Genomic DNA, 26,085 nt, shown 5'->3' with positions numbered 1-26,085 from the left:
ACAAAGTGTAGAAAACTTTTCTATCAAAACATCTATTACCAGCAACTATAGCAAAGTTTTTCTCTCATATTATAGGTAAATTATTCCCATCCAATGCTTATCTATCGATTTCCAAGGAGAGACGCCATGTGTACTGACCACAACTGGATCAACAATGCAGTGCGTAAAATTGAAGCAGACTTTCAACGTTCTGCTGATACTCATTTATTTAAACTCGAACTGCCTTCTCTTGATGGTATCGATATCTACCTAAAAGATGAGAGCACGCACCCAACAGGCTCTCTGAAACACCGATTGGCACGCTCGTTGTTTCTTTATGCGATTTGTAACGGATGGATTGGTCCTGAAACCACAGTGATTGAAGCGTCCTCAGGCAGCACTGCCGTTTCAGAAGCGTATTTTGCTCGCTTGCTTGGCTTACCGTTCATTGCTGTTATGCCGAAAACCACCGCACGTAAAAAGATTGAACAAATTGAGTTTTACGGTGGTAAAGCGCATCTTGTAGAGCGCTCAGATCAGATTTATGACGAGTCTCGACGCTTGGCTCAAGAGTTAAATGGTCACTACATGGATCAGTTTACTTATGCTGAACGTGCGACTGACTGGCGCGGCAACAACAACATTGCGAACTCTATCTTTAGCCAAATGGAACTAGAAGATCACCCAATTCCTAATTGGGTAGTAATGAGCCCAGGAACTGGTGGTACATCCGCAACCATTGGCCGTTTTATTCGTTACCAAAAATACGACACCAAACTTTGTGTCGTAGACCCTGAAAACTCGGTGTTTTACGACGCTTTCCAGTCAGGTAATCACTCATTAAAAGGTGAGGCCGGCAGCAAAATTGAAGGCATCGGTCGACCACGTGTCGAGCCAAGCTTTATTGCAGGTGTTATTGACGAGATGCGCAAAATTCCAGACGCTGCCAGTGTGGCAACTGCACATTGGGTTTCTCAACTGATTGGGCGTAAAGTAGGCGCATCAACGGGGACGAACCTCTACGGTGTGCTTCAACTGGCCTGCGAAATGAAACAACGCGGTGAAACAGGCTCTATCGTGACACTTTTATGTGACTCTGGTGAGCGTTACTTAGATACGTATTACGACTTAGCATGGGTAAAAGAGAACATCGGTGATATTCAACCTTACCTCGCGCAACTTGAAGTCATTCAAGCGAAAGGCTGTGTCGAACCTGCATGTTGCGGTCCAATTACCGCTTAATATGTAAATTCGAATGTAAAAAAACAGCCCGCTGATGTGCGGGCTGTTTTTTTGGAAATGAGTATTACTTTTTCTGACGCGCTTCAAACGCCGCCAATTGTTCTGGCGTTGCCGCTGGCTGATGATTTTGTTTCCATTCATCGTAAGTCATGCCGTAAACACGTTCGCGAGCGTCATCAATATCTAAATCCACACCGAGATTTTCCGCTTCAGCTTTGTACCATTTGCTAAAGCAGTTGCGACAGAAGCCCGCAAGAATCATGAGGTCGATGTTCTGCACGTCTTTATTCGCGTCTAAATGCGCCAATAAACGACGAAATGTCGCCGCGTCTAACTTATCTTGTTCTTCTTGAGTCAGATTTTTATATTTGAATTCAGCCACTTTCCTTTCCTTCTCTTTTATTTGATTGACGTTAGTCACCATACCGAATAGTAAGTTCTCCAGCCTAGGAAGTCTGCTTTAGCGCAACAATTCTCAGTCTAAATGACTACCTTTGCGTAAAAGCTGATATGATAAACGCCATCTATCTTATTGATTAAATTAATATTAACACAACTCATTACAACGGTCTTTTACAAAGGTTATCGTCAAGTTATGAAAAACGCCATTCTATTATTGTCTGCCTTGACCATCAGTGTGCCGACTTTTGCTGCTCAAGAACAAACTCATCAATCTTATTTTTATCTGGGTACTGGTAACGTCGGTTTTGATACACCCTATTTTGGCTCAGACAGAGACAATGAGTGGTCCACACCACATATCACTGTTGGTTGGGGCTATCATGTTAATCAATACCTTGCGTTTGAAGGTGTGCTTCGCTACTCCCAAAACGAACTTAAAAACGACACACTGAAAACAGATTTGGATTTGCACTATTACCAAGCGGGTATGTCAGCAGTATTGACCAGTGATAACCTTGGCGATACACCACTTTCTTTGTTCGGCCGCGTGACCGCGTTGGGGACTCAGGCAGAAATGTACGTTCCAAACCAACAAAAAGTCACAGATGATTCAGGAGCACTATTCAATATCGGTGCTGGTGTCCATTGGGATATGAGCAAAGACATCTGGTTGCGCGCAGAGTACATCTATAATGTCGCAGATATGGGCTTTGAAGATTTTTACGACAGCTACGAAGGTGTGCAAGTTAGCTTAGGGAAACGCTTCTAACATTAGATAGCACCAAGTTACCAGAATTGAAATACAAACAAGCCGAGGTTTTTACCTCGGCTTGTTTTACAATCTACGGTGTGTCATCAGTTACTGAGCGGAGAACTTTTCTGTTGTCTCTTGATTCACATGGCTACTTGGTTGACCGGCATCGAGAGAGTGTAAAATGCCATCTTGACGATCTTTTAGTGCATTCGTTAACGTCGGAAGTGCAGTGGTCGCTAACAACGCCATAACACCCGCAACTAAAACCATTTCTACCATGTAACTACCACGTACTTTTTTCAAGAGAACACCTCAAATAATAATAGGTATATGCTGCTTTCCCGGCATTACACCTAACAAGACCCGACATTCAGTCAATACGATGAGCGAGTCCTGTGCCCCTCGAAGAAGTGGCGAAATAATAAACAAAAATAATCATTAGATCTATAAGTAATCACTCTCAATATAAAAAAACACCGAACAAAAGTTGTTCGGTGTTTTCAATCAAAGCTTTACGTACAGCGGCTAAGGATGAGCAATACGGCCTTTTGTATCGTGGCTGAGTGCTTTGTTCAATTCTGCTTCTACATGACCTGGCGCCTGTGTTTTCGCCGAAATCAATCGGTACATAGCCGGGATGACAAACAAGGTCACCAATGTCGCAAATCCCATCCCGAAAAAGATCACGGTACCCACGGCAATACGGCTCTCATAACCTGCCCCTGTCGATACAATCAACGGGATAGCACCAGCAAGCGTGGTAAATGCTGTCATCAAGATCGGGCGTAGACGTCGCGCAGCTGCATCAATAACCGCTTTTTCGAATTCAACACCACGGTCACGTAACTGGTTGGCAAATTCGACAATCAAAATGCCGTTTTTCGTCACCATGCCGATCAACATGATCATGCCGATCTGGCTGTAAATGTTCATGCCTTGCCCCATCACAACCAAGCCAAGGAAGCCACCAAATACGCCCATCGGCACCGTAAACATCACCACTAACGGGTTCACGAAGCTTTCAAACTGAGCCGCCAACACGAGATACGCCACAAGCAATGCCAACGCAAATACGACAGCAACACTCGCTTGGTTCTCTTTAAAGTCTTTTGACTCGCCAGAATAACTCACCGAGATGTCACCTGGTAAGTTGTCTATCGCTTGTTGATCAAGGTAATTCAGCGCGTCTCCTAATGTGTAGCCTTCTGACAGATTAGCCGTAATAGTGATGGATTTCTGTTTGTTGTAGTGAGATAGACGAATAGAAGCTGCCACTTCTTCAATTTTAGTGACCGCGTCTAACGTCACTAACTGCCCACTATTAGTTCGCAGATAAATCTGGCTTAAATCCGCTGCATTATTAAAGCTGTTTTCATCACCACGAAGATACACATCATATTCTTCGCCACGCTCAACATAAGTCGTTTCACTTTTACCACCAAGCATGATTTCTAGCGTATCAGAAATGTCTTTGACACTGACCCCTAGTTCTGCGGCACGCTGTCTGTCGACCGTAACCAATAGCTCTGGCGTTTTCTCTGAGTAATCGATCTCAGCACCTTCCATCATTGGCGATTCTTCTGCTTTGTTTTTCAACATTTCAGCCCAGACGAGAAGTTCGTCGTAATCAGAGCCACCTAATACAAACTGAACAGGCTCACTCGAACCACCTTGGAAACCAGGCATGAATGGGAACACTCGAACATCAGGTATGCCAGCCAGTGCACCACGCACTTTGTTAAGCGCTTCCTGAGCTGTTACATCTCGCTCGTTCCAGTCTTCTAGAATCATGATAACAAAGCCGGTTTGATCGCCTGCCTGGCCACCAAATGCAGGCGTTTGGATACTAAACGACTTCAGATACCCTTGCCCGAGTAATGGCATCAACCGGTATTCAACAATGTCCATATTGGCTGACATACGATTGTATGACGTGGCATCAGCCCCGCGTACAAACGCAAACATCACGCCGCGATCTTCTTGAGGGGTCAACTGGGCTGGCACTTGGTTCATCAAGAAGTAACTGCCGCCCAAACACGCCAGAATCACCAGCGGTGCAGCCCAACGTATTTTCAATGCGCCTTTCAATAATGAGCGGTAACCACTCTCCAGTTTACTAAATAGGCGATCGACCACTTGATTAAATCGATTTGGTTTTACATTCGCCTTCAAAATCTGACTACCCAACACAGGAGTTAATGTTAGGGCGATCAAAGACGAGAAAATCACAGACATCGCCAACAAGACAGAAAACTCAGTAAATAGCAGACCTACCATGCCATCCATAAAAGAAATCGGCAGGAATACCATCACCAGCACTAACGTTGTCGCGATAACGGCAAAGCCTACTTCCCGCGTGCCTTTATAGGCCGCAAGCAAAGGCGATTCACCACGTTCGATATGGTGGAAGATGTTTTCAACAACCACAATCGCGTCATCCACTACCAAGCCGATAGACAGGATCAATGCCATCAAGGTAATTAAGTTGATAGAAAAGCCAAAGTAATAAGCGGCAATGAATGAGGAAATCAGCGATACCGGAACCGTAACCGCTGGAATCAAGGTTGCACGAGCTTGACCAATGAAGATGTACAACACCAAAATAACCAAACCGCCCGTAATAAATAGCGTGCTATACACCTCTTCTATCGAGCGCTCGATAAACACCGTCGCATCGTAGTCGATAGCAAGCCGCGTTCCTTCCGGCAAGAACTTCTGGATGTTATCAACTTCAGCTCGAACTAATTTTGCTACTTCTAACGGGTTCGCATCAGACTGAGGAACAACCCCCAAACTAACATTGACAACGCCATCGCTTTTAAAGGTCGAGTTTTCGTTTTCTGCACCGATAAAAACATCAGCGACATCTTTCAAATAGATAGGCGTGTTGTCGCTTGCTCTTTTAATCACGAGGTACTGAAAATCTTCCGGCGTGTTATAGCTACGCGCTGTCCGTACCGACATGACTGTCGAGTCATTGCGAACTTCACCACCCGGACTTTCTAAGTTTTCACTTCGCAGTGCCGATGTAATGTCCGAAGCCGTGACTGAGCGCCCCGCCATCAGCTCTGGCTTAAGCTTCACGTACATCACCTTGTACAAACCACCAGAGAGATCAATGGAGCTCACCCCAGAGATCAAGCTAAAGCGATCCATCAATACACGTTCGGCATAATCCGTCAATTGAGTGCGGTCCATCTCTGCAGAGCTGAGGTTTATATAGAGGGAGGCCTGACCTGAACCGTTATTCTTGTAGACAATTGGATCGTCCGCCTCATCGGGTAGCGAACGTTGAGCGCGAGCCACCGCGTCGCGAACATCACTAACACCCGTATTGAGATCGTAACCTAGCTCAAAAGTGATCGTGATACGCGAACTGCTGTTTCGCGTCGTCGAACTGATCTCATCTATTCCGCTGATACCTGAAAGCTGATCTTCTAATACAGAAGTAATTTGACTCTCGATGATCGTCGCGGAAGCGCCCTCGTAACGCGTACTAATAGAAACGACCGGACTTTCAATGTCCGGCATTTCTCGCACCGCTAGTTTCGTAAAGGATACAAAACCAAATACACACAGCAGCATACTCAATACCAACGCTGCGACTGGGCGTTTTACAGAAACGTCAGAAAGTAACATTAGTTTGCTTCCTTAGCCGCTTCGTCTTGCGTGCTTTGAACACCTTGATTACCAGTTGCGTTAGCTGTTTTTGACTTTCCTGGTGCGATAATTTCCTTAACTTCAACACCATCTCGCATATTAACGATGCCCTGTACAACAATTTTGTCGCCAACTTCAACGCCTGATTCAATAACGACTTCGTTATCAACACGAGCACCGAGAATGACTTCTTGTCGAGTCGCTTTATTGTTGTCATCGATGACGTATACGTAACGCTTGGTGCCAGAGTATTCTAGTGCTTGAACTGGGATAATTGGCGCTTCAATCGCTGGGAAGGCCAATGATGCATTCATTAACATGCCCGGTTTTAAGCGGTTTTCAGGGTTTTCAAACTCAATACGCACACGCAGGTTCAGCGTTTCTGCGCTGATTCGCGTATCAATACCTGTGACTTGACCAGTAAACGTCTGTTCACCCCATGCACTGGTTTTGGCAATGACTTCCATACCAATAGAAAGCATTGATAAATAGCGCTCCGGTACTTGTAAGTCCAGCTCCATGACGGAAAGGTCATCCAAGGTCAACAGCTCTGTACCCGCGCTAACCATTTTACCGCGACTAAAATCGATGAAACCAACAGTGCCAGAGAACGGCGCAGTAATATGAAGATCGGCCAAATTTGCTTGAGCGGCGTCCAGCCTTGCTTGTGCAATTTCAACGCTTGCTTTTTGTGCGTCGATCTCAGTTTGGGTGATAGCATTTCGCTTAACCAAACGTTGAAACTCTTTTAGCTTACGTTGTTCATCTTTAAGGTACGCCTTTGCCTCAATCAAAGCAGCTTGAGCCTTATCATCATCCAACTTGATTAACAGTTGACCTTGTTGGACATTTTGATTCGCTTTAACAGCGATTTGATTCACTTTGCCGGCGACTTCCGATGCAACAACCACAGACTCCGCCGCTTCTAATTTACCGATAAGCGATAAGGATTGATTGATCTCGTGCGTTTCTACTTGTTCAGTTACGACGGTAACTGCTGAGCCTCGCATAGCTGCGAAAGCTGATGGAGAACTCATTAATATAGAAAGCGTTAAAACAGATAACGATAACGTGGCTTTCATGCTCATGATATTGACTTCTAAACGAATAAACTTATGTCATTAAACTGCTTACATTTTATCAGTAGATACGTGGTTTAACGTCAAGTAGTGTAAATTCAAGTAAAAAGAGCGTTTCTCTTCTGTTCAAAGGACACACAAAACGCTGACTTTCTACCATCTTTGCCCAAAAAGACAGCATTCAACGTAAAAACGCAAGAAAAACGCTTTACAGCCTGAGCGAGTTTGCTATGATTCGCTCCGCACTTGGGAGATGAGTTGGGAAAACATCTTGCTAAGTATAAAAATCCTCTGGAGGGGTTCCCGAGTGGCCAAAGGGAGCAGACTGTAAATCTGCCGGCACTGCCTTCGATGGTTCGAATCCGTCCCCCTCCACCATATTCTTTCTTGTGTTTTTCCTTTAAACATAAGAATAACTTGGAAGCTAGGTTGGGAAACTATCATTCAAGTATAAAACACCCTGGAGGGGTTCCCGAGTGGCCAAAGGGAGCAGACTGTAAATCTGCCGGCACTGCCTTCGATGGTTCGAATCCGTCCCCCTCCACCATATTCTTTCTTGTGTTTTTCCTTTAAACATAAGAACAACTTGAAAGCTAGGTTGGGAAACTATCTTTTAAGTATAAAACACCCTGGAGGGGTTCCCGAGTGGCCAAAGGGAGCAGACTGTAAATCTGCCGGCACTGCCTTCGATGGTTCGAATCCGTCCCCCTCCACCATATTTTTTCTTGTGTTTTTCCTTTAAACATAAGAACAACTTGAAAGCTAGGTTGGGAAACTAATTTTCAAGTATAAAACACCCTGGAGGGGTTCCCGAGTGGCCAAAGGGAGCAGACTGTAAATCTGCCGGCACTGCCTTCGATGGTTCGAATCCGTCCCCCTCCACCATATTGAAAAAGCCAGCTCATTGAGCTGGCTTTTTTCGTTTCGGATTCTTGATAAAGTAACAAGACCTTCCTTATTTAACCCAACTTCTTCGCGGTTCTCCCTCTGTTGGATCCTACTTTAACAACTGGGCCAAAGCGAATCTCCTATGGCCAAAGTTCGGATCTGGTCGTTGTAATACAAACAATGTACTAGCACTTTGTCCTTGTTTTATCGCAATGACCATAATGTGAATGCTAAAAACATTCAGTAAAGCACTTGAGGAGTAGCTAGCAAAAAAGATATTCGGCAGAGTTAAGCGCGAGCTATGATGAAGGCTCCACCTGGCAGGTTTTATAAAAATATCTTTCGTAGATACAAACGACAGATACAAAAAATCCCGCAGGGGGCGCGGGATTTTTATTAGTGACTAAATTGGTTTAAAGGTGACTAGCCTTGAATACCAACAATTAACCATGGTGCATTAGGCACAGTCAGGTCACGCTCTAGGTGCCAGATATCTTCGATTTCTTCTTCAACACCTTCTACTGTGTCACGGTAACGACCGCTAAACTGTAGGCTAAGCTGTGCTTTATTTGCATCGTAATCGGCACGGACGATCTCTGCATCAACGTACATTACATCAGTATGCTGCTCACCGTCGAGCTTCGCGCGCTCTGCCTTCAGATCTTCAAACAGGCTTGGAGAAACATATTCTTCAATGGTTTCCAGTTGATTGTGATTCCACGCACCTTGCAGGATTCGGTAGTGTTCACGAGAGCCGTTAATGAACGCTGCTTGGTCAAAGCCCGGTGGGTAGTTATGTGGTACGTCCGTTTGAGCGCCGAAACCACCAAAGCCACCATTATTTGTGTTTGGCTGTTGCTCAAAGTTTTGCATGTTTGGTTGCTCAAACTTAGATGCGTTACCACCAAATGCAGGTTGCTGACGATGCTGGTTCATACTGCCCTGCTTCGCACCTAGCATACCGCGCATTAATTTAAAGATGACAAAGGCAATCAAACCAATAATTAGGATATCCATAAATTGGATGCCTTCAAAAGCACCGCCAAAGAATGCAGCAAGTAGACCACCAGCAAGAAGTCCGCCTAGCAGACCACCCATTAAGCCTTTTTTACTTGAAGACTTCGCCGTCTGATCTTTGCCGACCGTATTGGTGTTTTGTTGCTGTTGTTTTGGTGCTGGCGCTGTTTTGTAGCTCTTACCGAAAGACTTACTGCCACCAAACTTCTTCGCTTCCGCGATAGGCGTTACAGCAACGGTAAACATCAACAGAGCAACAATAGAAAATAAACGTTTCATCGTTATCCTTAAAGTTAGCTATCTAAGATTGTGCTCTATCAGACGAAACAACGATTGTTTCAAACAGTAGCACGCCAAAGATGATTGTTACGTCATCATACTCTGTATGCCTGTTGATGAAAACAGCTTACAGAAGCTGACATGTATCAGAATATTGCCAAAGATACAGACTGCTCTCGGTTAACTTCGAGATACTTGGTTCGTTTGGAAATGCTGGGAATGAACTCACTGCTACTTAGGGATGTTTTACTTGAATTAGAATCAGTGACACAGCTCAGAATCCTGCACCTTGACGTCACTTGAGTATATTGCCTTGTTGACGGTTAATAGGTAGCTGACTATCATATTGAACGATGTTCAATAAAGCAGTTTGAGAGTATGGCGCGCAGAAACGATCACACCAGAGAAGAGTTAGTGAATTTGACGTTAACAACAGTCAAAAACTTTTTAGATGAGAATTCTTACCACGAACTCAGTCTTCGTAAAATCGCTAACATGATTGGTTACGTGCCAAGCACATTAGTCAACATTTTTGGCAACTATAACCTGTTACTTTTACACGTAGTCGCGCAAACTTTAGACGAACTCTCCCAAGAAGCACTGAAGGCGACCAATAGCAGTAAAGACGCTCATCAAGCTCTATTTGAACTGGCTTATTGCTACCACGATTTCGCTCAAAAGCACCCTTACCGTTGGCAGTTAGTTTTCGAGCACAACATGAATGGTGCAGAGCTTCCAGAATGGCATGCCAAACGTATCGACGGGATGACAGGAATGCTGGAGTCACTATTGGCTCAAATCGCACCACATCGTACCGAGTCCGAAGTGATTCAAGCGAGTCGAGTGCTTTGGTCTGGCGTACACGGTATTACTTTACTCAGTGTTGATGATAAATTTTTCTCTAGTGAACCAATTGATGGTAAAGAATTAATCAGTAACCTGATTTCTAACTACCTCACAAACTGGTAACAAAGGATTATCCATGTCGTCCGACAGACAGCCGTCCTTACTTACACAAAGAAAGTTCCTACCCTATTTCATTACTCAGTTTTTTGGCGCTTTCAACGACAATATTTTTAAAAACGTTTTGCTGCTGTTTGTCGCCTTCGCGGGATCCAGCGCACTACCTATTTCGAGCAACTTGTTCATCAATTTAGCGGCTGGCTTGTTCATTCTACCGTTCTTTCTATTCTCCGCTTCAGCTGGCGTATTAGCCGATAAATATGAAAAATCATGGTTTATTCGCAAGGTAAAGCTGTTTGAAATCGCCATCATGCTTTTGGGCGCCATTGGTTTTATAACCGAAAGTTATGGTGTGCTTTTGCTGCTACTGTTCTTAATGGGCACACAGTCAGCATTCTTTGGACCGGTTAAATATGCCCTTTTGCCCCAAAAATTAAACGCGAAAGAGTTAGTGCCAGGCAACGCCCTTGTTGAAGCTGGTACCTTTATCGCCATCCTTATTGGTACCCTAGGTGCTGGAATTATCGCCTCAGCAGACAACGCAAAATACCTTGCCGCATTTTGTGTCGTACTCTTTGCATTGTTGGGATATTTGTCGAGCCGATCAATACCCTTTGCAGCCGCCAGCGCACCTAATCTTTCTTTTCGTTGGCAACCGTACAAACAAACTAAACACACGCTATCCATCGCAAAATCAGATCGTGTTGTTTTTCAATGTATTATGGCGATAAGCTGGTTCTGGTTTTTAGGCGCCGCCTATCTAACCCAGTTCCCGAATTTCACCAAGATTTACTTAAATGGCACCGAGAGTGCGGTGTCTTTCTTGCTTGCTCTGTTTTCCATTGGTATCGCGTTAGGGTCGCTACTTTGCAATTGGATCTCGAATCATCGTATCGAAGTCGGTATTGTGCCTATTGGCGCACTTGGCATTACGGTATTTGGGTACTTGATGGCAACCTCCATTCCAAGTGACCTACCTATCTTCCATAACTTTGTAGACTTCTTTAGATATGAGCCTTTTTGGCCATTATTTTTCTATCTATTGATGATTGGCGCCTCTGGCGGGCTGTTTATCGTACCGCTTTACGCATTAATGCAGCATCGAGCAAAGGAAACCGAGCGCGCACAAGTCATCGCAGGGCTCAACATCTTTAACTCTCTGTTTATGGTCGGCAGTGCTGTCTTAGGTATTGTGTGCCTGAGTGTCATCAAGATGACAATTCCTCAGCTGTTTGCATTGTTAGCCATTTTGAATTTCTTGGTCGCCGCTTACATTTTTTTGCAAATACCGATATTCGTTGTCCGTTTTGTGGTTTGGATGCTAACTCACACTATTTATCGAGTGAAACATAAAAACCTACATAACTTGCCAGAACAAGGCGGTGCATTAATCGTATGTAATCACGTGAGCTATATGGACGCCTTGCTACTTAGTGCAGTATGCCCAAGGTTGATTCGTTTTGTGATGGAGGAAGATTACGCCAACCTACCGCCACTAAGACGCTTTTTACGCAGAACTGGGGTAATTCCGATTTCAGCGAGTAACAGAAACTCCATCAGACGTGCATTTAATGATGTAGAAACCGCATTAAGCGAAGGACATATCGTCTGTATTTTCCCAGAGGGGAAATTAACCTCAGACGGTGAAATGAATGAATTCATGCGTGGCATTGATATTATTCTGCGTCGCAGCCCAGTACCTGTCATACCCGTGGCACTCAAAGGCTTATGGGGAAGCTATTTCAGCCGCGCGAAAGGCCGCGCATGTTGTGGCTTACCGACTCGATTTTGGTCAAAGCTAGAAATTGAGGCCGGACAGCCGGTTCCACCAAATGAAGCAACGGCAAAAACGATGTTCGATAGAGTGCATCAACTTAGAGGCGACTGGCGATAAAAATACATTTGAACACATGTTTAGAATAACTGAACATGTGTTCAAATCATTAAGACAAACTGACCACACTCAGTGCGATATACTCGCGCTTTCATTCACAACAGCGAATAAAAACCTTGAATAGAAACTACCTCTTGTTTGGATTGGCGTTACTCTTTTGCTTAACCCCTTTTGTCTCCTCTCCTATTGCCCTAGTTATTGGTTTTCTACTCGCAAGTTTTGGTTTTGTGCCTTCAGAACTGCCCATTGCTTCTTTTACTAAAAAGCTGCTGTCCTACTCGATTATTGGTTTAGGCTTTGGCATCAACTTTGAGCAAGCACTCTCTGTCACGTCGGATGGTATCGGTCTGATTATCGCCACGATTGCGGGCACACTGATCATAGGCACTATCATTGCCAGAATAATTAAGTTGGAGCGAGTAACCGCATACTTAATCTCGTCAGGTACAGCAATTTGTGGTGGTAGTGCAATTGCCGCTGTAGCGCCAGCGATTAAAGCAAAAGACGAACAGATTGGATTAGCACTGGCAACGGTATTTGTCCTAAACTCCATCGCACTATTCGTGTTTCCTGTGGTTGGGCATGCTTTAGGGCTAGATCAACACACATTTGGTACATGGGCCGCGATTGCTATTCATGACACTTCTTCTGTTGTAGGGGCTGCCTCAGCCTACGGTGAAGAAGCACTAACTACAGCAACAACGTTAAAACTCGCACGAGCTTTGTGGATCATCCCTGTCGCACTGATCAGTGCCGTGATCTTTTCGAGAGACCAGAAAGAGAATGGAACGAAAAAGTTAGTTATTCCTTATTTCATTTTTTGGTACTGCGCAGCCATCGCGTTTAGCGACTTCTTCCCTCAATTTGAAATGGTCTATCACGGTATTTTCGTTGGAGCGAAACAAGCTTTGGTGGTATGCCTGTTCCTGATTGGTTGCAGCATTTCAATTTCGAAGCTGAGGTCTGCTGGAGCTAAGCCACTGTTGTTTGGTGTAACTCTGTGGGTGTTAATTTCAACCACTTCTCTAAGTTGGTTATTGTTTAGATATTAGTGGTCTTCTCATCGTGTTGAGATGACGACGGCTCAAGTTTGCTGTTTTTGTATGTAACAACCAATGCGATAGCGATCAAAAAGGCCGTCAGCTCTGCAAGAGAGCGGGCGAGCCCTTCACTGCTTATTGCAATACCAATTTGTAGTGCTACCGCCGCAATTAATACTAGCTTTACCATCCTGAACCTTATGCCTTTTCTCTCTTCGAAGAAGCATAATTATGATTCAGAGTTATAAGGATACGAAATTCCCTTTCTGACTAATACATAGCAAAATTGACTAATGCTGAATTGATGGCAATAGCCACTCCTTCACTGCCTTCCGAGAAACTTTGATCCCACTTTCTAATAGCACTTGTGGCATTAAATGGTATTCCACTGGCCATTTAAACTTCTCTAATTTGGATTGCAAATGCAGGTCATATTCCGCTTTGCTGCGCAAATCATTGGTCTGAATCACAGCAACAGGGCGATGACCAAATTCCGCATCTTCGACTGGAACCACTATGCTCTGCACCACGCCATCAATTTGGTTCAATGCTGCCTCAATCTCTTCACAATGAATGTTCTCACCACCAGAGATAAATTGATTGTCGGCACGGCCGATGATCTTTAACTCGTCACCTTGCCACTCACCGAGATCCTTGCTATCGAACCAGCCTTTCTCATCCAGAAACGGAGTAACATGACCTTGATGAAAATACCCTGCCGCCAATGTTTTACCACCGACAAAAATGCGTTGGTCAACCAACTTTATCTTACGGTGATTCAATACGTGTCCAGCATTATTGGTACTGTCAATTCTCTTTGCGGTAACGGTAGAGGCTGCTTCCGTCATCCCATAACCTAACCACGCCTCAATCCCTCGTCCTGTGGCTCGCAACGCCAACTCGTGAGCAACGTGGCTGCCGCCCAATAGCACATGCGTCAATGACAAGTGAACATCATCATCCAATAGCCGTTTGAGCTGCGTGGCAACCAAAGAGGCGTGTGACACGCCCTGAATATCTTCGACAAGTTTTCCTGTACCGATTTTCAATGTCGCTCCGACATATAGCCAACGATATACAATCGCCAATCCAGAGACGTGATAAAGCGGAAGCGACAATAGCCAAGAATCTTTCTGAGTGAAAATGAAATCTTGCAACAAGCCTTCTGCTGAAGCAAAGTGTTGTCGATGTGTATGAACCACGGCTTTAGGCTCCCCTGTCGAGCCAGAGGTAAATACCACTGAAGCGAGCCTGTCATGGTGATAGGCATCTTCAATCACCGCATCACGCTCTTGTTGTGAAACTAAGGGCGATGAAAGCAATGTTGCCTCGAGTTTTTGTATATCATGTTCAGAAAAGGTCGAAGCGCACTCCTGAGCAAACCAGATAAACCGAGTTTGTTCAGGTTTATAAAGGGTCGCAAGTTTACTCTGTAACGTATCGAGTGGTTGTACCATGGTCAGCGCGGCAAGTGCGCCTAACTGCTTGGAAGCAAGATAAAACAGCAGTGTTTCTACTTGGTTTTTACCTACCAAGGTCAGCACATCTCCCCGCGTTACGCCCAAGCCATTCAAATAGTGAGCGTATTGGTCAATACGTACTGAGAGTTGTTGCCAGTTTAATGTTTCTGTTGGTGTCTTGAGTGCAATAGAAAAAGGGCTCGTTTGAGCCCAATATTTCCACGGTGCCTTCGCAACATTGTCTATGCAGAATGCCACACAATCTCCTGATCTTTCAGAGGAAGAACGGGAAGTTCACACTTAGGCCAGCCTTGCTCTAACTGAGCTTTGAATAGGCCAATCGTATCCAAACCTGGAACTTCATCAGGCAGCTGCCATTGGGCAAAGCGCGCTAATTGCGTTAAACCGAGACTGGATTCAATGCTCGAGCTAATAACCGCTTTCATCCCCAGTGACTTCGCCTTCTCTATCAGTGTAATACAAAAATCCACCGGACCAATGAGTGTGGGTTTGATGATGATCGTTTTCACACCAGTTAGATCTTCAAGACGGAAATCCTCTCGACGAACCGCATCTTGCAACGTTTCATCCCAAGCAATCGCAATACCAGTATTGATAGCAAAAGAGAGACTATCGCCAGGAGAGCGGCACGGCTCTTCCAAAAAGGTAATGCGCTGACGCAGAGACGGAGTAATGTATTTAGCAAACTGTTGCGCTTTTTCTGGTGTCCAAGCGCGGTTTGCATCAAGTCGAAGCGTTAATTGAGGGATAGATTCAAGGAAAAGGTTCACAAGCATGCCATCGCGAATTGGCTCATAAAGCCCGACTTTTACTTTCGCGACTTTCTCGCCTTCCATTTCGTTCAGCTTTGGAATGAGCTCGTCTGGGTCACCAGTACACAGCGGCGCTGTTTGATACTTACCTTGTTGGGGTAAGCCACCAGCTAACTCTAACTGTGCCATCGATAAACCAAACGCGACCGATGGATACATGTTGGCGTAATCCACATCCAATCCTGCTACCCAACGCTCCGCTTGTTCTTGTAGCTGAATACCAGCATCTTCGGTGTTCTCTAAACTAAAACCAGGAAGAGGAGCGACTTCTCCAAGCCCTATTTGGTCACCTTCAGAAAGCGCAACAACATAACCAACACGTTCAGTTAGCTTATTGTCTCGCAGGATGACACCACTATCCATGGGCAAGATATAACGATAAATTTTCGCTTCACGCATAATTCGAGTCCTATGTAATGCCGTATATTTGAGCGTTCTGGCGAGCAATCCCACCAGCCTCCCAGAGGGCGAGGCGCTCAGGAAAAATGGAACAGAGGAGCTGAAACACTCCTCTTTTTATACGGATTATGGGTTACGAGGGAATTTGTCGAAGTCTGGGCGACGTTTCTCGTTGAATGCGTTACGACCTTCTTGGCCTTCATCGGTCATGTAGAACATCATCGTTGCGTTACCCGCAAGCTCTTGAAGGCCTGCTTGACCATCACAGTCCGCATTCAAGGCAGCTTTCAGGCAGCGTAGCGCCATTGGACTATGCTGAAGAACTTCACGACACCAACGAACGGTTTCTTTCTCTAGCTCTTCTAGCGGCACAACCGTGTTGACCAAGCCCATGTCTAACGCTTCTTGCGCGTTATAGAAACGACATAGGAACCAGATTTCGCGAGCTTTCTTCTGGCCTACGATACGAGCCATGTAAGACGCGCCCCAACCACCATCAAATGAACCCACTTTAGGGCCCGTTTGACCAAACTGCGCGTTGTCTGCTGCAATTGTTAGATCACACATCATGTGCAGTACATGACCGCCGCCAACAGCCCAGCCGGCAACTGATGCGATCACAGGTTTTGGACAAGTTCGAATATCGCGTTGGAAGTCCAATACGTTTAGGTGGTGTGTACCTTGCTCGTCTTTATAGCCGCCGTAGTCGCCACGGATCTTCTGGTCGCCGCCAGAACAGAATGCGTCTTCACCTAGACCTGTCAGAATGATCACGCCAACACCAGAGTCGTAACGCGCATCTGCTAACGCATCAATCATCTCTTTTACTGTTTGAGGGCGGAATGCATTACGCACTTGTGGGCGTGCAATGGTAATTTTCGCGATACCATCTTCAGATTTATGGTAGTGAATATCCTCGTATTTCTCGCCGCAATCTTTCCATTGAACCGGAGCGTAAAGTTCTTCTTCAGAAATGCCTACTGTTTTAGCCATGGTGATTCCCATTGTTCTCGTTACTCTCACCAAAGTGAGATTGAATTATTTGCTTAATATGCATCGCAAATTGTTGGGGCTGCTCTTGATGAACGTTATGTCCTGCGCCTTCAACTTGTCGATACGCCAACCCGCTACGTTGTGCCAGTTGGCTAAATTTTTGGTCTTTCGCACCACACAAGTAATACATCGGTATATTCTGCTTTTTCAGTGTGGGCAACAAATACGCCTGCTTGGCTAACGATGTTGCCATCAGCATGCTCGAGACCGCCGAGCCAAGATTATCACTTCGCTTCGCAATTAATGTTTGTCTTTGCTCATGGTTTAGTGAAGAAAACACCGCTTGCTGATACCAATCGTTCAAAACACGTTCAAGTGGTTCTGTTTTGAAACGCTTTGCCCAGCGAGCATCATTCTCCAATCTCACCTGTTTCTCTGACTCAGTTTGAAGCCCGAAGTTTCCCCCTTCAACAATTGCGCCCACAATATTGAGATCTGAGAAGCATTGATTGGCAATACCATGCATCGCAATACGACCGCCCATCGAGTAACCAATCAAAATAAGTGGTTGTTGCGGAGGAAATAATAAAGATAGTGTGGAATTAAGAAGTTTGCAGCAATCATCGAGATCGTTGCACTTTGTAAACTGACTGCGACCATGACCAGGAAGGTCTATAACGACTCGTTCAAACTGAGTCAGCTCATCCAAACAAGCTTGCCAATCAGCACCATTTCCTAAAAAGCCATGCAAAAACACCAGAGTGGGAAGGTCGCCACTTTGGTGTTTTTCAGTTGAAGAGAGGCTCTCAGAGTGAAGCATGCAGGCTCTTATTAAATACCTTTATCAACTCTGCGGCTTGGCTTGGTGGGGTTTGAACTTCCACCAGCAGTGTGCCTTGACCGCTCGACAGGTGCTCGGCAACCATTGCTTGATACATTTCTAACGTAGTTGGCTTCTCATACTTTAAACCAAACTGTTTGGCTGCATGTTCAAACTGATAACCGTGGGGCATTTGGTAGTACGCAGTGCGATGCTCCTGAGGCACCGGTAACATATCGAAAATTGCGCCACCATCATTGTTTGTGACCACAAGTACCGTCGGCAATTTATTGTGAGAAAACAGCGCTAGTGAATTGAGATCATACAGTGCTGATGTGTCACCAATATACATCAGTAACAGATTACCTCTTGCTCGCTGCACACCTGATGCGGTAGCAAACAAACCGTCAATTCCTGACGCGCCTCGGTTAGTGAACACTTCTACATCATCAAGTTTGCCGTACATATCGACAAGTCGAACAAACAAACTGTTACCCAAAAAGACATCAGCGTTTTTAGTGCGCTCGTTGATGTCTGCTGCCAACGCAATTTCGTCAATGGCAGACGCTGAATCAGATAGGAAAGCTTCTTCGATACGTTGATGAACTCGCTTAACTCCATTCGCTAACCTATCAGCCCACCCAGCAAATATTGGCTTCTCAAAGCTAATGCGAGAAACCCAAGTTTGAGGAAGCTCAACCCAGTGCATTTGCGCCAGATGATTTTGGTTATTACGGTCCATACGCGGCGAGATATACCAGTATTGAACGTCTTTACTTTGTTGATTTTGCGAAACTTGTTTATCAATCCACTGGTTCAAACGTTTGGAGATGATTCGGCTACCAAATTGGATAATAAGTTCACAAGATTCAAGCTCGTTTGCGAGCTCGGGAAGTTGAAGCCATACATCGTAATGCGTCCAATCCGAACTGAGACCACTTTGCGGGTCTGCAAGTACCGGCCATCCCATCTTTTGTGCAAATGCCTGCGCCGACTTCGCTTGTTCAAGCGGTAAGCTGCCAATCACAACCAAGCCTTTTTTATCCGCACAAGACGGGATTTGCGCCTGTGATAAGTGGCTAAAACGCTGGGTATAAGTACCACTTCCTTTTCGCCATCCGGCTACCGAGTCTAAGTAGGTTTGATAATCCGCTTTTGCACCATTGGAATACAAAGGCTCTGGAAATGCACAGTTAATATGAACAGCACTGCCTTGCAGTTGCTGAGTAAACATCACTTCGTCAACAGAGGTCAGCAACCAATTAAGCGATGTTGTTAAAGTTGGGCTTGGTAAATTCAAGCTGGACGAGACATGATGTGAAAAAATACCCAACTGGTTAATCGCTTGGTTTGCGCCACAGCCAACGAGCTCCATCGGACGATCCGCAGTGAGCAGCACCAGCTTTTCACCAGTAAGCCTAGCCTCCGCAACGGCTGGTAATAAGTTCGCCACTGCCGTACCAGAGGTAACGATGATTGCCACTGGCTCTTGAGTAGCTTTCGCTAAACCAAGAGCCATAAAGCCGAGACCACGCTCATCAAAGTGAGTATGAATAGAAAAATTGGACCGCTCTGCCACCTCTAAAGTTAAAGGAGTAGAACGAGAGCCAGGAGCGATACAAACATGCTTAACGCCAAATCGCTGAAGCTCAATCAATATGGTTTCTGACCAAATTCGATTGAGCACCGCTTGGTCATGATTCATGATGCGACTCCCAACGGGGGGTGATCAGAAATCAGCGTAAGTAACGTCGACATTTTCTTATCAAGTTCCGCCCACTCATGCTCTGCCACAGAACCTGGCACAATACCTGCGCCCGCAAACAGTTGTACTTGGTCACCGAGAACAAGCGCGCTTCTGATCGCGACACAAAACTCTGCTCGTTCATGGCTTATGTACCCCATTGACCCCGCGTACCAGCCGCGTGCAAAGGGCTCATTATCAAGAATAAACTGCATGGATTCTTGTCGAGGTAAGCCAGCAACCGCCGCCGTTGGCTGAAGCGCCGATAACAACTGAACACCGTTTATGCCCGTCTTTAGGCTCGCGTGAATATTTCGCTTGAGGTGTTGCACTTTTCGTAGCCTAACCAAACTTGCCTCGGCCTCCACTTCAACCGCTTCGGAATGCGGTGATAGGCGATCAATAATGTCATCAACTACATATTGGTTTTCATTGAGGTTCTTTTCATCTTGGGATAACCAATTCGCCAACTCCATATCGTGAGTGGCGTTGTCCCCTCGACCAATCGTGCCTGCTAACGCTTCGGTATGAAGTTCGTGCCCTACGCGAGAATACAAACGTTCTGGCGTAGAGCCCATAAAGCTGTGTTTGCTGTCTAAGCTCAGCATGAAATGGAAACTATGATGGTTATTTAAGTAACTCGCTTTCAGCAATTGTGCAGCACTTAATGTGTTATCAAGCTGCACGGTAGAGCGACGCGCCAATACCACTTTCTTAAAATCATCATTCTTTATACCAGTCAGAACTTTATGAACTAACTCATTCCATTGAGGCTGACTTGGCGTATGAACAATAGAGCGGATGTGAGAAGAAATCGGAGCTAAGGTCGCGACCTCACAAACCAGTTTATGCAGTCCTGCTAGGGTTCGCGCTTTGTCTTCTGAAATATTAACTGCGAGAGACCATTGTTGGTCAAAACGAATTAACTCAATTTGAGGCAAAAAGAAGAAAGAAGGCATACAGCGACGACTCTTCTCATGCTGGCCGTCAAAAGAGCGTCCGCCCCAGACTCGTTGCCCTTCACCTAGAATGGTATAAGCAGGGCCTGGCTCAACAAAAGCGTGTAATTGCCCTAGTGCAACGACCTCTTCACGAGTATCGCGGGACTGCCAGTAGAATTTAGGGAAAAGTGGTTGTGCATCAAGCCAATCAATAAATGAGAAATTAGGTTTCTCGCTCAGGGGCTCGACCAGACGTGTTTGATTGCCTTCCGCTTGCTGAACTCGCTCGATAATTCTCTTTACGGCTTGATGGAACTGTGACAAATCAACCTCGTAGTATGTGAGGATAAATGGTAACTGACGGCTACTCTAAGTTTAGACCCAAAGCAAATCAAGGTCGTATGCGATCTTTTGCAAAATCCTGTGACAGCAAACGAGCAAAACTTAACCAGCAAACAGATAATTTACAGATATATATTCTAATAAAAAACAAATTATTGTATTTTAATAAAGAAATTAACGAATTTTTAGGAATTATACAATGCAAAATATCGGGATGTCGTCAAAACTCGATAATGTCTGCTACGACATTAGGGGTCCTGTACTCAAACATGCTAAGCGCATGGAGGAAGAAGGGCATAAAATCCTAAAGCTAAACATTGGTAACCCTGCCCCATTTGGTTTTGACGCCCCTGATGAGATTTTAGTCGACGTGATTCGTAATCTGCCGACTTCTCAAGGCTATTGTGATTCCAAAGGCATTTACTCTGCTCGTAAAGCCGTGGTCCAACACTATCAACGTAAAGGTATCCGCTCTCTAGATGTCGAAGATGTGTATGTGGGTAACGGCGTGTCTGAGCTGATCGTGATGGCCATGCAAGCGCTATTAAACAATGGCGACGAAATGCTGATCCCAGCACCTGATTACCCGTTGTGGACAGCTTCAGTTGCACTATCAGGCGGTAAGCCGGTTCATTACCTATGTGATGAAGGTGCAGACTGGTACCCTGACCTTGAAGACATCAAAAAGAAAATCACACCGAAGACACGTGGCATTGTTCTGATCAACCCGAACAACCCGACAGGTGCGGTATACAGCCGTGACTTCCTACTTGAAGTGATTGAAATCGCGCGCCAGCACAAACTGATCATTTTCGCAGATGAGATCTACGACAAAGTGTTGTACGACGGTGCAACACATACCTCAGTCGCAACACTCACTGAAGACGTGCTCGTCATGACATTCAATGGCCTTTCAAAAGCCTACCGTGTTTGCGGTTTCCGTGGTGGCTGGATGTTCCTAACGGGGCCTAAACATCTAGCTCAAGGGTACGTGAATGGATTGGAGTTGCTTTCATCGATGCGTTTATGTGCAAACGTACCAATGCAACATGCGATTCAAACTGCGCTAGGTGGATACCAGAGTATCAATGAACTGATTTTACCTGGCGGACGCTTATTAGAGCAGCGCAATAGAGCGTATGAACTGATCAATCAGATTCCTGGTGTTTCTTGTGTCAAACCTAAGGGTGCGATGTACCTCTTCCCGAAAATCGACACAAAAATGTACAACATCAAGAACGATCAGCAGATGGTTTTAGATTTCTTAAAACAAGAGAAGGTCTTACTGGTGCAAGGTTCCGGCTTCAACTGGCCGAAACCAGACCATTTCCGCATCGTGACACTGCCGCACGTTGAAGATCTAGAAATCGCCATTGGACGTTTTGAGCGATTCCTATCAACCTACAGCCAGTAATGAATCACTGGTAGTAATTAGTGCTGATCTCTCATATGCTTAGAGGAACTCCTAGTGAGTTCCTTTTTTACACCAGAAACGGAGAAAGCCATGAAAGAAAGCCATTTTTTCGCTCACCTGGCTCGAATGAAGCTGATCCAACGCTGGCCTTTAATGCGGTCCGTCTCACCAGAAAACGTTTCAGAGCATAGCTTACAAGTTGCTTTTGTCGCTCATGCCCTTGCCCTAATTAAAAACAAAAAGTTCGGCGGCAACCTTAATCCAGAACGCATCGCGATTCTTGCTATGTACCATGACTCCAGCGAAGTATTAACGGGTGACCTTCCAACCCCAGTGAAGTATTACAACCCTGAAATTGCCAAAGAATATAAGAAGATAGAATCGGCAGCGGAACAAAAATTGCTTTCAATGTTACCGGAAGAGTTCCAAGATGATTTTGCCCCCTACCTTCTTTCCCACTCTGCACACGGAGAGGACGCCAAAATCGTCAAGCAAGCCGACTCCATCTGTGCCTATTTAAAATGTCTCGAAGAACTAAGCGCAGGCAATCATGAGTTCGCTCTGGCAAAAAAACGCTTAGACATCACTTTGCAAGAACGTAGAACGCCTGAAATGGATTACTTCCTCAATACCTTTGCCCCAAGTTTCGAATTATCGTTAGATGAAATCAGTTAGCTTACGGAGATAATCGTGTCGTTTGAATTACACCCGCAATGGCAAGAGCGCCATGATGATGAGCATAAAATACGTCGTGACGACCATCGAAGCCCGTACCAAAGAGACCGAGCGCGCATTCTTCACTCGGCTGCATTTCGACGCTTACAAGCAAAAACCCAAGTACACGGCAATAGCTTGGAAGACTTTCACCGCAGCCGGTTAACACACTCCTTAGAAGCGTCGCAACTCGGGACCGGTATCGTCGCCCAGTTGAAGAAAAAACAACCAGAGTTCCGTGATCTATTGCCATCAGACAGCTTAATTGATTCATTATGTTTGGCGCACGACATCGGGCATCCTCCATACGGTCATGGGGGAGAAGTCGCTCTAAACTACGTAATGCGCGAACATGGCGGTTTCGAGGGAAACGCCCAAACCTTTCGTATCGTCACTAAGTTAGAGCCTTATACTGAGCATTTCGGAATGAATTTATCACGCCGCACACTGCTTGGTTTGATCAAGTACCCTGCCCTTATTAGTCAAACACGCTCCGTCAAGTTGCCTCAACCAGCCGAGCATCAACGCAAACTAAAAGCCAAAGATTGGAGCCCAGCGAAGGGCATTTATGATTGTGACAAAGACTTATTTGATTGGGTAATTGCGCCGCTTTCTGAAAACGACAAGGCATTGCTTAGCTTAATGCGCTCAAAACCAGAATCGGAGTTTGAGCACAGTAAAACGCGTTTTAAATCACTCGATTGCTCAATCATGGAGCTAGCGGACGATATCGCCTACGGCGTTCATGATTTAGAAGATGCAATCGTGCTTGGTATGGTGACACGTCAGCAATGGCAAGAAGGCGCAGCAAGTCAATTAGCGGACTGTGGCGACCCGTGGTTTGAAGCACATATCGATTCCATCGGACAGATGCTATTTAGTGGTAAGCATCATGAACGGAAAGATGCCATCGGTGGTATGGTTAACGCCCTCCTGACCAGCATTTCAATCAAGGCGGTGGATGAGCCTTTCAATAATCCATTACTGTCTTGGAATGCGTGTTTAGAGCCACAAATGGCACGAGCACTTGACGTACTCAAACACTTTGTCAGTACTTTTGTTATCCAAGTCCCGCAGGTCCAGATCGTTGAATATAAAGGTCAGCAAATTATTATGGACATTTTTGAAGCGTTAACAGCGGACCCAGAGCGCTTGCTGCCTGTTCATACAAAAGAACTGTGGTGCCAAGCGAAAAGCGAGAGCAATAAGATGAGAGTCATCGCCGATTACATTTCTGCTATGACCGATGGACACGCGCAAAAGCTTCACCGTCAGCTATTCTCTTCCATCGTTCTTTAGTAACACTCAACCTTTCAAGTAATTCTTTTCAAATACGCCCGACGGCATCTGGGCGATTTGGAATTCGATCATCTTTTCAAAGGCATGCATAAGCGGTGTAAAGTCTCTCTCGGGTTCAAGCAAACGAAGCGAATGATAACCCGCCTCGACTGTCGATAAGCTATTCTCAGAGGGCGCCTTACGAATGGTGTAATGCCCTTGCAATTGCTTCGGTAATTGCACGGTTGGGAGTGGATGTAAATTGCTAGAAAGCTGCCACATTTTGTACGCTTTTTTCCACGTCCCATCGAGCAAAACCAAACGTATTTTCTTAGATACACTACGGCTCACTTGATTGATTTCAGAGATGCATCGTGACTGTTCCGATGGGTAAAGAACAAAATGTTGATATGATTCATCCGCCAACAAGTGATTTAAGACATCATCACCAGAAAAGTCCTCTCCTATCAGACAAATACAGTTATCTAAACTCAAATTGAGAATCCGTGCCGTACCAAGCGGACGATGTTCTTCACTCGTGTGCTGAAGAATGATAAGTTCTACCTCGCTTGCCAACGGTACAATCCATTGGCAAATACACGCTTTTTGCGATTTTCCACAACGAGAACAATAACGAGACATAGAGTGAACCTTTATACCTTGCTGAGTATTATCAGCGTGATCTGTTTGATACTTCAATTCGAACCAATGGCAAGCCTAACCGAGTGGCACAGCTACAATATACGCCATGGCGAATGGTGGCGAATCGTAACAGGAAATCTCACACATACCAACTTTGCGCACTTAGGGATGAACCTGGCAGGATTGTGGATCATTACTTTTATTTTTCGTCCAAGCACTCGCAACTTCCTTATCGTTTTCTCACTCTTGTGTGCATTTGTTGGCGCAATGAATTTGTTTACCAATATGTCGGTGTACGTGGGATTATCTGGCGTACTACACGGTCTATTTGGATTCTGGGCACTCAGAGAAGTTTTTGAAAGCAGAAGAAGCAGCCTGTTGTTGGTCGGAGGGCTTATTGCCAAAGTAGCATGGGAGCAGATCTATGGTCCATCCAGCAGCACTGCTGCGCTTATCGGCGCAAACGTTGCTATTGATGCTCATTTATTTGGTGCGTTCGGTGGGTTAACAATGGCTCTAATGGAAAAAGGTTTTCGCCGTCGTTTATTCGGATAAAAAATCCCGAACCACGAAAGAGGGGTTGGTTCGGGAAAGCAGTAATAGGGAAACAGATATTGTTCTGAATTCAGACTCAATATCTGAAATACATCAAGCTACAGTAAAATGCGGTCTTCGTTTTTCTTAACTGTCGCTTCACCAATGCCTTTTACGCTCTTCAAATCTGCTGCCGTTTTAAAAGGGCCATGCTCCTCGCGGTAGTCCACGATACTCTGCGCTTTCTTCTCACCAATACCTTTCAACATGGTCGCAATTTCTTCAGCAGAAGCCGTGTTGATATTTACGGTAATTTCAATTCCTTCATATTTGTCAGTGGCTGAATCCGCAGCCATGCTAAAAGGCGCAAAAACAAATAAGCACAATGTCAAAATCCATTTCATATTGAACATACAATCTCCAAAATAGTAGGCTAAAACCAGTCATCGGGAGCAAGTCACTATCAATTAACAAACCTAGATGACCCAATATTCGCAATGACTGGTATCACTTAAACGCGCACTAATTTAAGTAATGCTTATTGATGATTGAAGTTAATAAAGACAAAAATAAAACGGACCGCTTATGCGGTCCGTTTTATTTAACATGCAAATTACACTAATTGTGCTTAGTTGCTCACAATAAAGGTAAGCGTCTTTAAATCGACTCATTCAATCCTTTTAATAAACGTCGTAACCTTTAACTTTTATCGTTAAAGGTACTCGAAAATGTCTCAGCATAGATCTCAGCAAGAATGGCTACGCCTTGTTCAGA

At 45.1% G+C, this 26,085-nt stretch carries 23 protein-coding genes and 4 tRNA genes; 13 read left to right on the top strand and 14 right to left on the bottom strand.

What is annotated here, in order from left to right; genetic code table 11:
- The first annotated feature begins 126 nt into the window (after positions 1 to 126).
- A complete protein-coding gene (locus FKN08_RS23385) occupies positions 127 to 1,221 on the top strand; it encodes a PLP-dependent cysteine synthase family protein (RefSeq protein ID WP_053807137.1) in 1,095 nt (364 codons plus the stop codon).
- A 64-nt stretch (positions 1,222 to 1,285) separates the two neighbouring features.
- Here FKN08_RS23385 and FKN08_RS23380 read toward each other — a convergent pair whose 3' ends face one another.
- Entirely contained in the window at positions 1,286 to 1,603 is a 318-nt protein-coding gene (locus FKN08_RS23380) for a DUF1244 domain-containing protein (protein WP_005390574.1), read from the bottom strand.
- Between the two features lie 213 nt (positions 1,604 to 1,816).
- On the opposite strand from FKN08_RS23380, the gene FKN08_RS23375 reads away from it, so the two are divergent.
- Positions 1,817 to 2,392, top strand: a complete 576-nt coding sequence (locus FKN08_RS23375; RefSeq protein WP_005390572.1) for a porin family protein — start codon at positions 1,817 to 1,819, stop codon at positions 2,390 to 2,392.
- A gap of 90 nt (positions 2,393 to 2,482) precedes the next feature.
- On the opposite strand, the gene FKN08_RS23370 is transcribed toward FKN08_RS23375, so the two are convergent.
- From FKN08_RS23370 to FKN08_RS23360, 3 genes are all read right to left on the bottom strand, one after another.
- Positions 2,483 to 2,680, bottom strand: a complete 198-nt coding sequence (locus FKN08_RS23370) for a type II secretion system protein (RefSeq protein WP_005390570.1) — start codon at positions 2,678 to 2,680, stop codon at positions 2,483 to 2,485.
- 222 nt (positions 2,681 to 2,902) lie between these two features.
- Positions 2,903 to 6,016, bottom strand: coding sequence for a multidrug efflux RND transporter permease subunit VmeF (gene vmeF / locus FKN08_RS23365; protein ID WP_170892957.1), 3,114 nt, complete (start codon positions 6,014 to 6,016; stop codon positions 2,903 to 2,905).
- Positions 6,016 to 7,125 carry an efflux RND transporter periplasmic adaptor subunit gene (locus FKN08_RS23360; protein ID WP_152815169.1) on the bottom strand — a complete coding sequence of 370 codons (1,110 nt, stop codon included), beginning with the start codon at positions 7,123 to 7,125 and terminating at the stop codon, positions 6,016 to 6,018. The genes vmeF and FKN08_RS23360 overlap by 1 nt, the downstream gene beginning before the upstream one ends.
- A gap of 284 nt (positions 7,126 to 7,409) precedes the next feature.
- Between FKN08_RS23360 and FKN08_RS23355 the strand changes: the two genes are divergently transcribed.
- The 4 genes from FKN08_RS23355 to FKN08_RS23340 all read left to right on the top strand — a co-directional run bounded on the left by FKN08_RS23355 (position 7,410) and on the right by FKN08_RS23340 (position 8,001).
- A tRNA-Tyr gene (locus tag FKN08_RS23355) sits at positions 7,410 to 7,494 on the top strand.
- A gap of 84 nt (positions 7,495 to 7,578) precedes the next feature.
- A tRNA-Tyr gene (locus tag FKN08_RS23350) sits at positions 7,579 to 7,663 on the top strand.
- 84 nt (positions 7,664 to 7,747) lie between these two features.
- A tRNA-Tyr gene (locus FKN08_RS23345) sits at positions 7,748 to 7,832 on the top strand.
- Between the two features lie 84 nt (positions 7,833 to 7,916).
- A tRNA-Tyr gene (locus tag FKN08_RS23340) sits at positions 7,917 to 8,001 on the top strand.
- A gap of 426 nt (positions 8,002 to 8,427) precedes the next feature.
- Here FKN08_RS23340 and FKN08_RS23335 read toward each other — a convergent pair.
- A complete protein-coding gene (locus tag FKN08_RS23335; RefSeq protein WP_046874203.1) occupies positions 8,428 to 9,300 on the bottom strand; it encodes a Tim44 domain-containing protein in 873 nt (290 codons plus the stop codon).
- Positions 9,301 to 9,678: 378 nt separating this feature from the next.
- On the opposite strand from FKN08_RS23335, the gene FKN08_RS23330 reads away from it, so the two are divergent.
- The 3 genes from FKN08_RS23330 to FKN08_RS23320 all read left to right on the top strand — a co-directional run bounded on the left by FKN08_RS23330 (position 9,679) and on the right by FKN08_RS23320 (position 13,209).
- Positions 9,679 to 10,269 (top strand): TetR-like C-terminal domain-containing protein, encoded by a 591-nt coding sequence (locus FKN08_RS23330; protein WP_170892956.1) that lies wholly within the window; start codon positions 9,679 to 9,681, stop codon positions 10,267 to 10,269.
- Positions 10,270 to 10,282: 13 nt separating this feature from the next.
- Positions 10,283 to 12,157, top strand: coding sequence for an MFS transporter (locus FKN08_RS23325; protein ID WP_046874204.1), 1,875 nt, complete (start codon positions 10,283 to 10,285; stop codon positions 12,155 to 12,157).
- A 116-nt stretch (positions 12,158 to 12,273) separates the two neighbouring features.
- Positions 12,274 to 13,209, top strand: coding sequence for a putative sulfate exporter family transporter (locus FKN08_RS23320; RefSeq protein WP_104974325.1), 936 nt, complete (start codon positions 12,274 to 12,276; stop codon positions 13,207 to 13,209).
- On the opposite strand, the gene FKN08_RS23315 is transcribed toward FKN08_RS23320, so the two are convergent.
- From FKN08_RS23315 to FKN08_RS23285, 7 genes are all read right to left on the bottom strand, one after another.
- Positions 13,199 to 13,387 carry a hypothetical protein gene (locus FKN08_RS23315; RefSeq protein ID WP_005390556.1) on the bottom strand — a complete coding sequence of 63 codons (189 nt, stop codon included), beginning with the start codon at positions 13,385 to 13,387 and terminating at the stop codon, positions 13,199 to 13,201. The genes FKN08_RS23320 and FKN08_RS23315 overlap by 11 nt on opposite strands.
- 100 nt (positions 13,388 to 13,487) lie before the next feature.
- Positions 13,488 to 14,915, bottom strand: a complete 1,428-nt coding sequence (gene menE, locus FKN08_RS23310) for an o-succinylbenzoate--CoA ligase (RefSeq protein ID WP_170892955.1) — start codon at positions 14,913 to 14,915, stop codon at positions 13,488 to 13,490.
- The gene (gene menC, locus FKN08_RS23305; RefSeq protein ID WP_170892954.1) at positions 14,900 to 15,889 is read right to left on the bottom strand and encodes an o-succinylbenzoate synthase; all 990 of its coding nucleotides are present in this window, start codon (positions 15,887 to 15,889) and stop codon (positions 14,900 to 14,902) included. The genes menE and menC overlap by 16 nt, the downstream gene beginning before the upstream one ends.
- 126 nt (positions 15,890 to 16,015) lie before the next feature.
- Positions 16,016 to 16,882, bottom strand: a complete 867-nt coding sequence (menB, locus tag FKN08_RS23300) for a 1,4-dihydroxy-2-naphthoyl-CoA synthase (protein WP_139059564.1) — start codon at positions 16,880 to 16,882, stop codon at positions 16,016 to 16,018.
- Positions 16,875 to 17,702 (bottom strand): 2-succinyl-6-hydroxy-2,4-cyclohexadiene-1-carboxylate synthase, encoded by an 828-nt coding sequence (gene menH, locus FKN08_RS23295; RefSeq protein WP_170892953.1) that lies wholly within the window; start codon positions 17,700 to 17,702, stop codon positions 16,875 to 16,877. The genes menB and menH overlap by 8 nt, the downstream gene beginning before the upstream one ends.
- Positions 17,689 to 19,407, bottom strand: coding sequence for a 2-succinyl-5-enolpyruvyl-6-hydroxy-3-cyclohexene-1-carboxylic-acid synthase (gene menD / locus FKN08_RS23290; RefSeq protein WP_170892952.1), 1,719 nt, complete (start codon positions 19,405 to 19,407; stop codon positions 17,689 to 17,691). The genes menH and menD overlap by 14 nt, the downstream gene beginning before the upstream one ends.
- Positions 19,404 to 20,711, bottom strand: a complete 1,308-nt coding sequence (locus FKN08_RS23285) for an isochorismate synthase (protein WP_170892951.1) — start codon at positions 20,709 to 20,711, stop codon at positions 19,404 to 19,406. The genes menD and FKN08_RS23285 overlap by 4 nt, the downstream gene beginning before the upstream one ends.
- A 217-nt stretch (positions 20,712 to 20,928) precedes the next feature.
- On the opposite strand from FKN08_RS23285, the gene FKN08_RS23280 reads away from it, so the two are divergent.
- From FKN08_RS23280 to FKN08_RS23270, 3 genes are all read left to right on the top strand, one after another.
- Positions 20,929 to 22,143: a pyridoxal phosphate-dependent aminotransferase gene (locus FKN08_RS23280; protein WP_005390543.1), complete on the top strand. Its 1,215-nt coding sequence runs from the start codon at positions 20,929 to 20,931 to the stop codon at positions 22,141 to 22,143.
- A 90-nt stretch (positions 22,144 to 22,233) separates the two neighbouring features.
- Positions 22,234 to 22,818, top strand: coding sequence for a 5'-deoxynucleotidase (gene yfbR / locus FKN08_RS23275; RefSeq protein WP_170892960.1), 585 nt, complete (start codon positions 22,234 to 22,236; stop codon positions 22,816 to 22,818).
- A gap of 15 nt (positions 22,819 to 22,833) precedes the next feature.
- Positions 22,834 to 24,156: an anti-phage deoxyguanosine triphosphatase gene (locus FKN08_RS23270; RefSeq protein WP_170892950.1), complete on the top strand. Its 1,323-nt coding sequence runs from the start codon at positions 22,834 to 22,836 to the stop codon at positions 24,154 to 24,156.
- Positions 24,157 to 24,162: 6 nt separating this feature from the next.
- Here the strand turns inward: FKN08_RS23270 and FKN08_RS23265 are convergent, their stop codons facing one another.
- Positions 24,163 to 24,777: a DTW domain-containing protein gene (locus FKN08_RS23265; RefSeq protein WP_170892949.1), complete on the bottom strand. Its 615-nt coding sequence runs from the start codon at positions 24,775 to 24,777 to the stop codon at positions 24,163 to 24,165.
- A 3-nt stretch (positions 24,778 to 24,780) separates the two neighbouring features.
- Between FKN08_RS23265 and rrtA the strand changes: the two genes are divergently transcribed.
- Positions 24,781 to 25,332 carry a rhombosortase gene (rrtA, locus tag FKN08_RS23260; RefSeq protein WP_047009480.1) on the top strand — a complete coding sequence of 184 codons (552 nt, stop codon included), beginning with the start codon at positions 24,781 to 24,783 and terminating at the stop codon, positions 25,330 to 25,332.
- Between the two features lie 98 nt (positions 25,333 to 25,430).
- Here the strand turns inward: rrtA and FKN08_RS23255 are convergent, their stop codons facing one another.
- Positions 25,431 to 25,715, bottom strand: coding sequence for a ComEA family DNA-binding protein (locus FKN08_RS23255; protein ID WP_031780151.1), 285 nt, complete (start codon positions 25,713 to 25,715; stop codon positions 25,431 to 25,433).
- Between the last annotated feature and the right edge of the window lie 370 nt (positions 25,716 to 26,085).

It is taken from the genome of Vibrio sp. 1-2 (7-a), assembly GCF_013048515.1.
GTDB classification, from domain to species: Bacteria; Pseudomonadota; Gammaproteobacteria; order Enterobacterales; family Vibrionaceae; genus Vibrio; species Vibrio diabolicus.
This window is presented reverse-complemented; position numbering and strand designations above follow the sequence as displayed.

Coding starts and splice junctions, on each gene's coding strand:
- FKN08_RS23375 (WP_005390572.1), top strand. CDS start 1,817: ATGAAAAACGCCATTCTATTATTGTCTGCCTTGACCATCAGTGTGCCG.
- FKN08_RS23315 (WP_005390556.1), bottom strand. CDS start 13,387: ATGGTAAAGCTAGTATTAATTGCGGCGGTAGCACTACAAATTGGTATT.
- menB (WP_139059564.1), bottom strand. CDS start 16,882: ATGGCTAAAACAGTAGGCATTTCTGAAGAAGAACTTTACGCTCCGGTT.
- FKN08_RS23325 (WP_046874204.1), top strand. CDS start 10,283: ATGTCGTCCGACAGACAGCCGTCCTTACTTACACAAAGAAAGTTCCTA.
- FKN08_RS23385 (WP_053807137.1), top strand. CDS start 127: ATGTGTACTGACCACAACTGGATCAACAATGCAGTGCGTAAAATTGAA.
- menD (WP_170892952.1), bottom strand. CDS start 19,407: ATGAATCATGACCAAGCGGTGCTCAATCGAATTTGGTCAGAAACCATA.
- FKN08_RS23280 (WP_005390543.1), top strand. CDS start 20,929: ATGCAAAATATCGGGATGTCGTCAAAACTCGATAATGTCTGCTACGAC.
- FKN08_RS23330 (WP_170892956.1), top strand. CDS start 9,679: ATGGCGCGCAGAAACGATCACACCAGAGAAGAGTTAGTGAATTTGACG.
- FKN08_RS23265 (WP_170892949.1), bottom strand. CDS start 24,777: ATGTCTCGTTATTGTTCTCGTTGTGGAAAATCGCAAAAAGCGTGTATT.
- yfbR (WP_170892960.1), top strand. CDS start 22,234: ATGAAAGAAAGCCATTTTTTCGCTCACCTGGCTCGAATGAAGCTGATC.
- vmeF (WP_170892957.1), bottom strand. CDS start 6,016: ATGTTACTTTCTGACGTTTCTGTAAAACGCCCAGTCGCAGCGTTGGTA.
- menH (WP_170892953.1), bottom strand. CDS start 17,702: ATGCTTCACTCTGAGAGCCTCTCTTCAACTGAAAAACACCAAAGTGGC.
- FKN08_RS23335 (WP_046874203.1), bottom strand. CDS start 9,300: ATGAAACGTTTATTTTCTATTGTTGCTCTGTTGATGTTTACCGTTGCT.
- FKN08_RS23255 (WP_031780151.1), bottom strand. CDS start 25,715: ATGAAATGGATTTTGACATTGTGCTTATTTGTTTTTGCGCCTTTTAGC.
- FKN08_RS23360 (WP_152815169.1), bottom strand. CDS start 7,125: ATGAGCATGAAAGCCACGTTATCGTTATCTGTTTTAACGCTTTCTATA.
- menC (WP_170892954.1), bottom strand. CDS start 15,889: ATGCGTGAAGCGAAAATTTATCGTTATATCTTGCCCATGGATAGTGGT.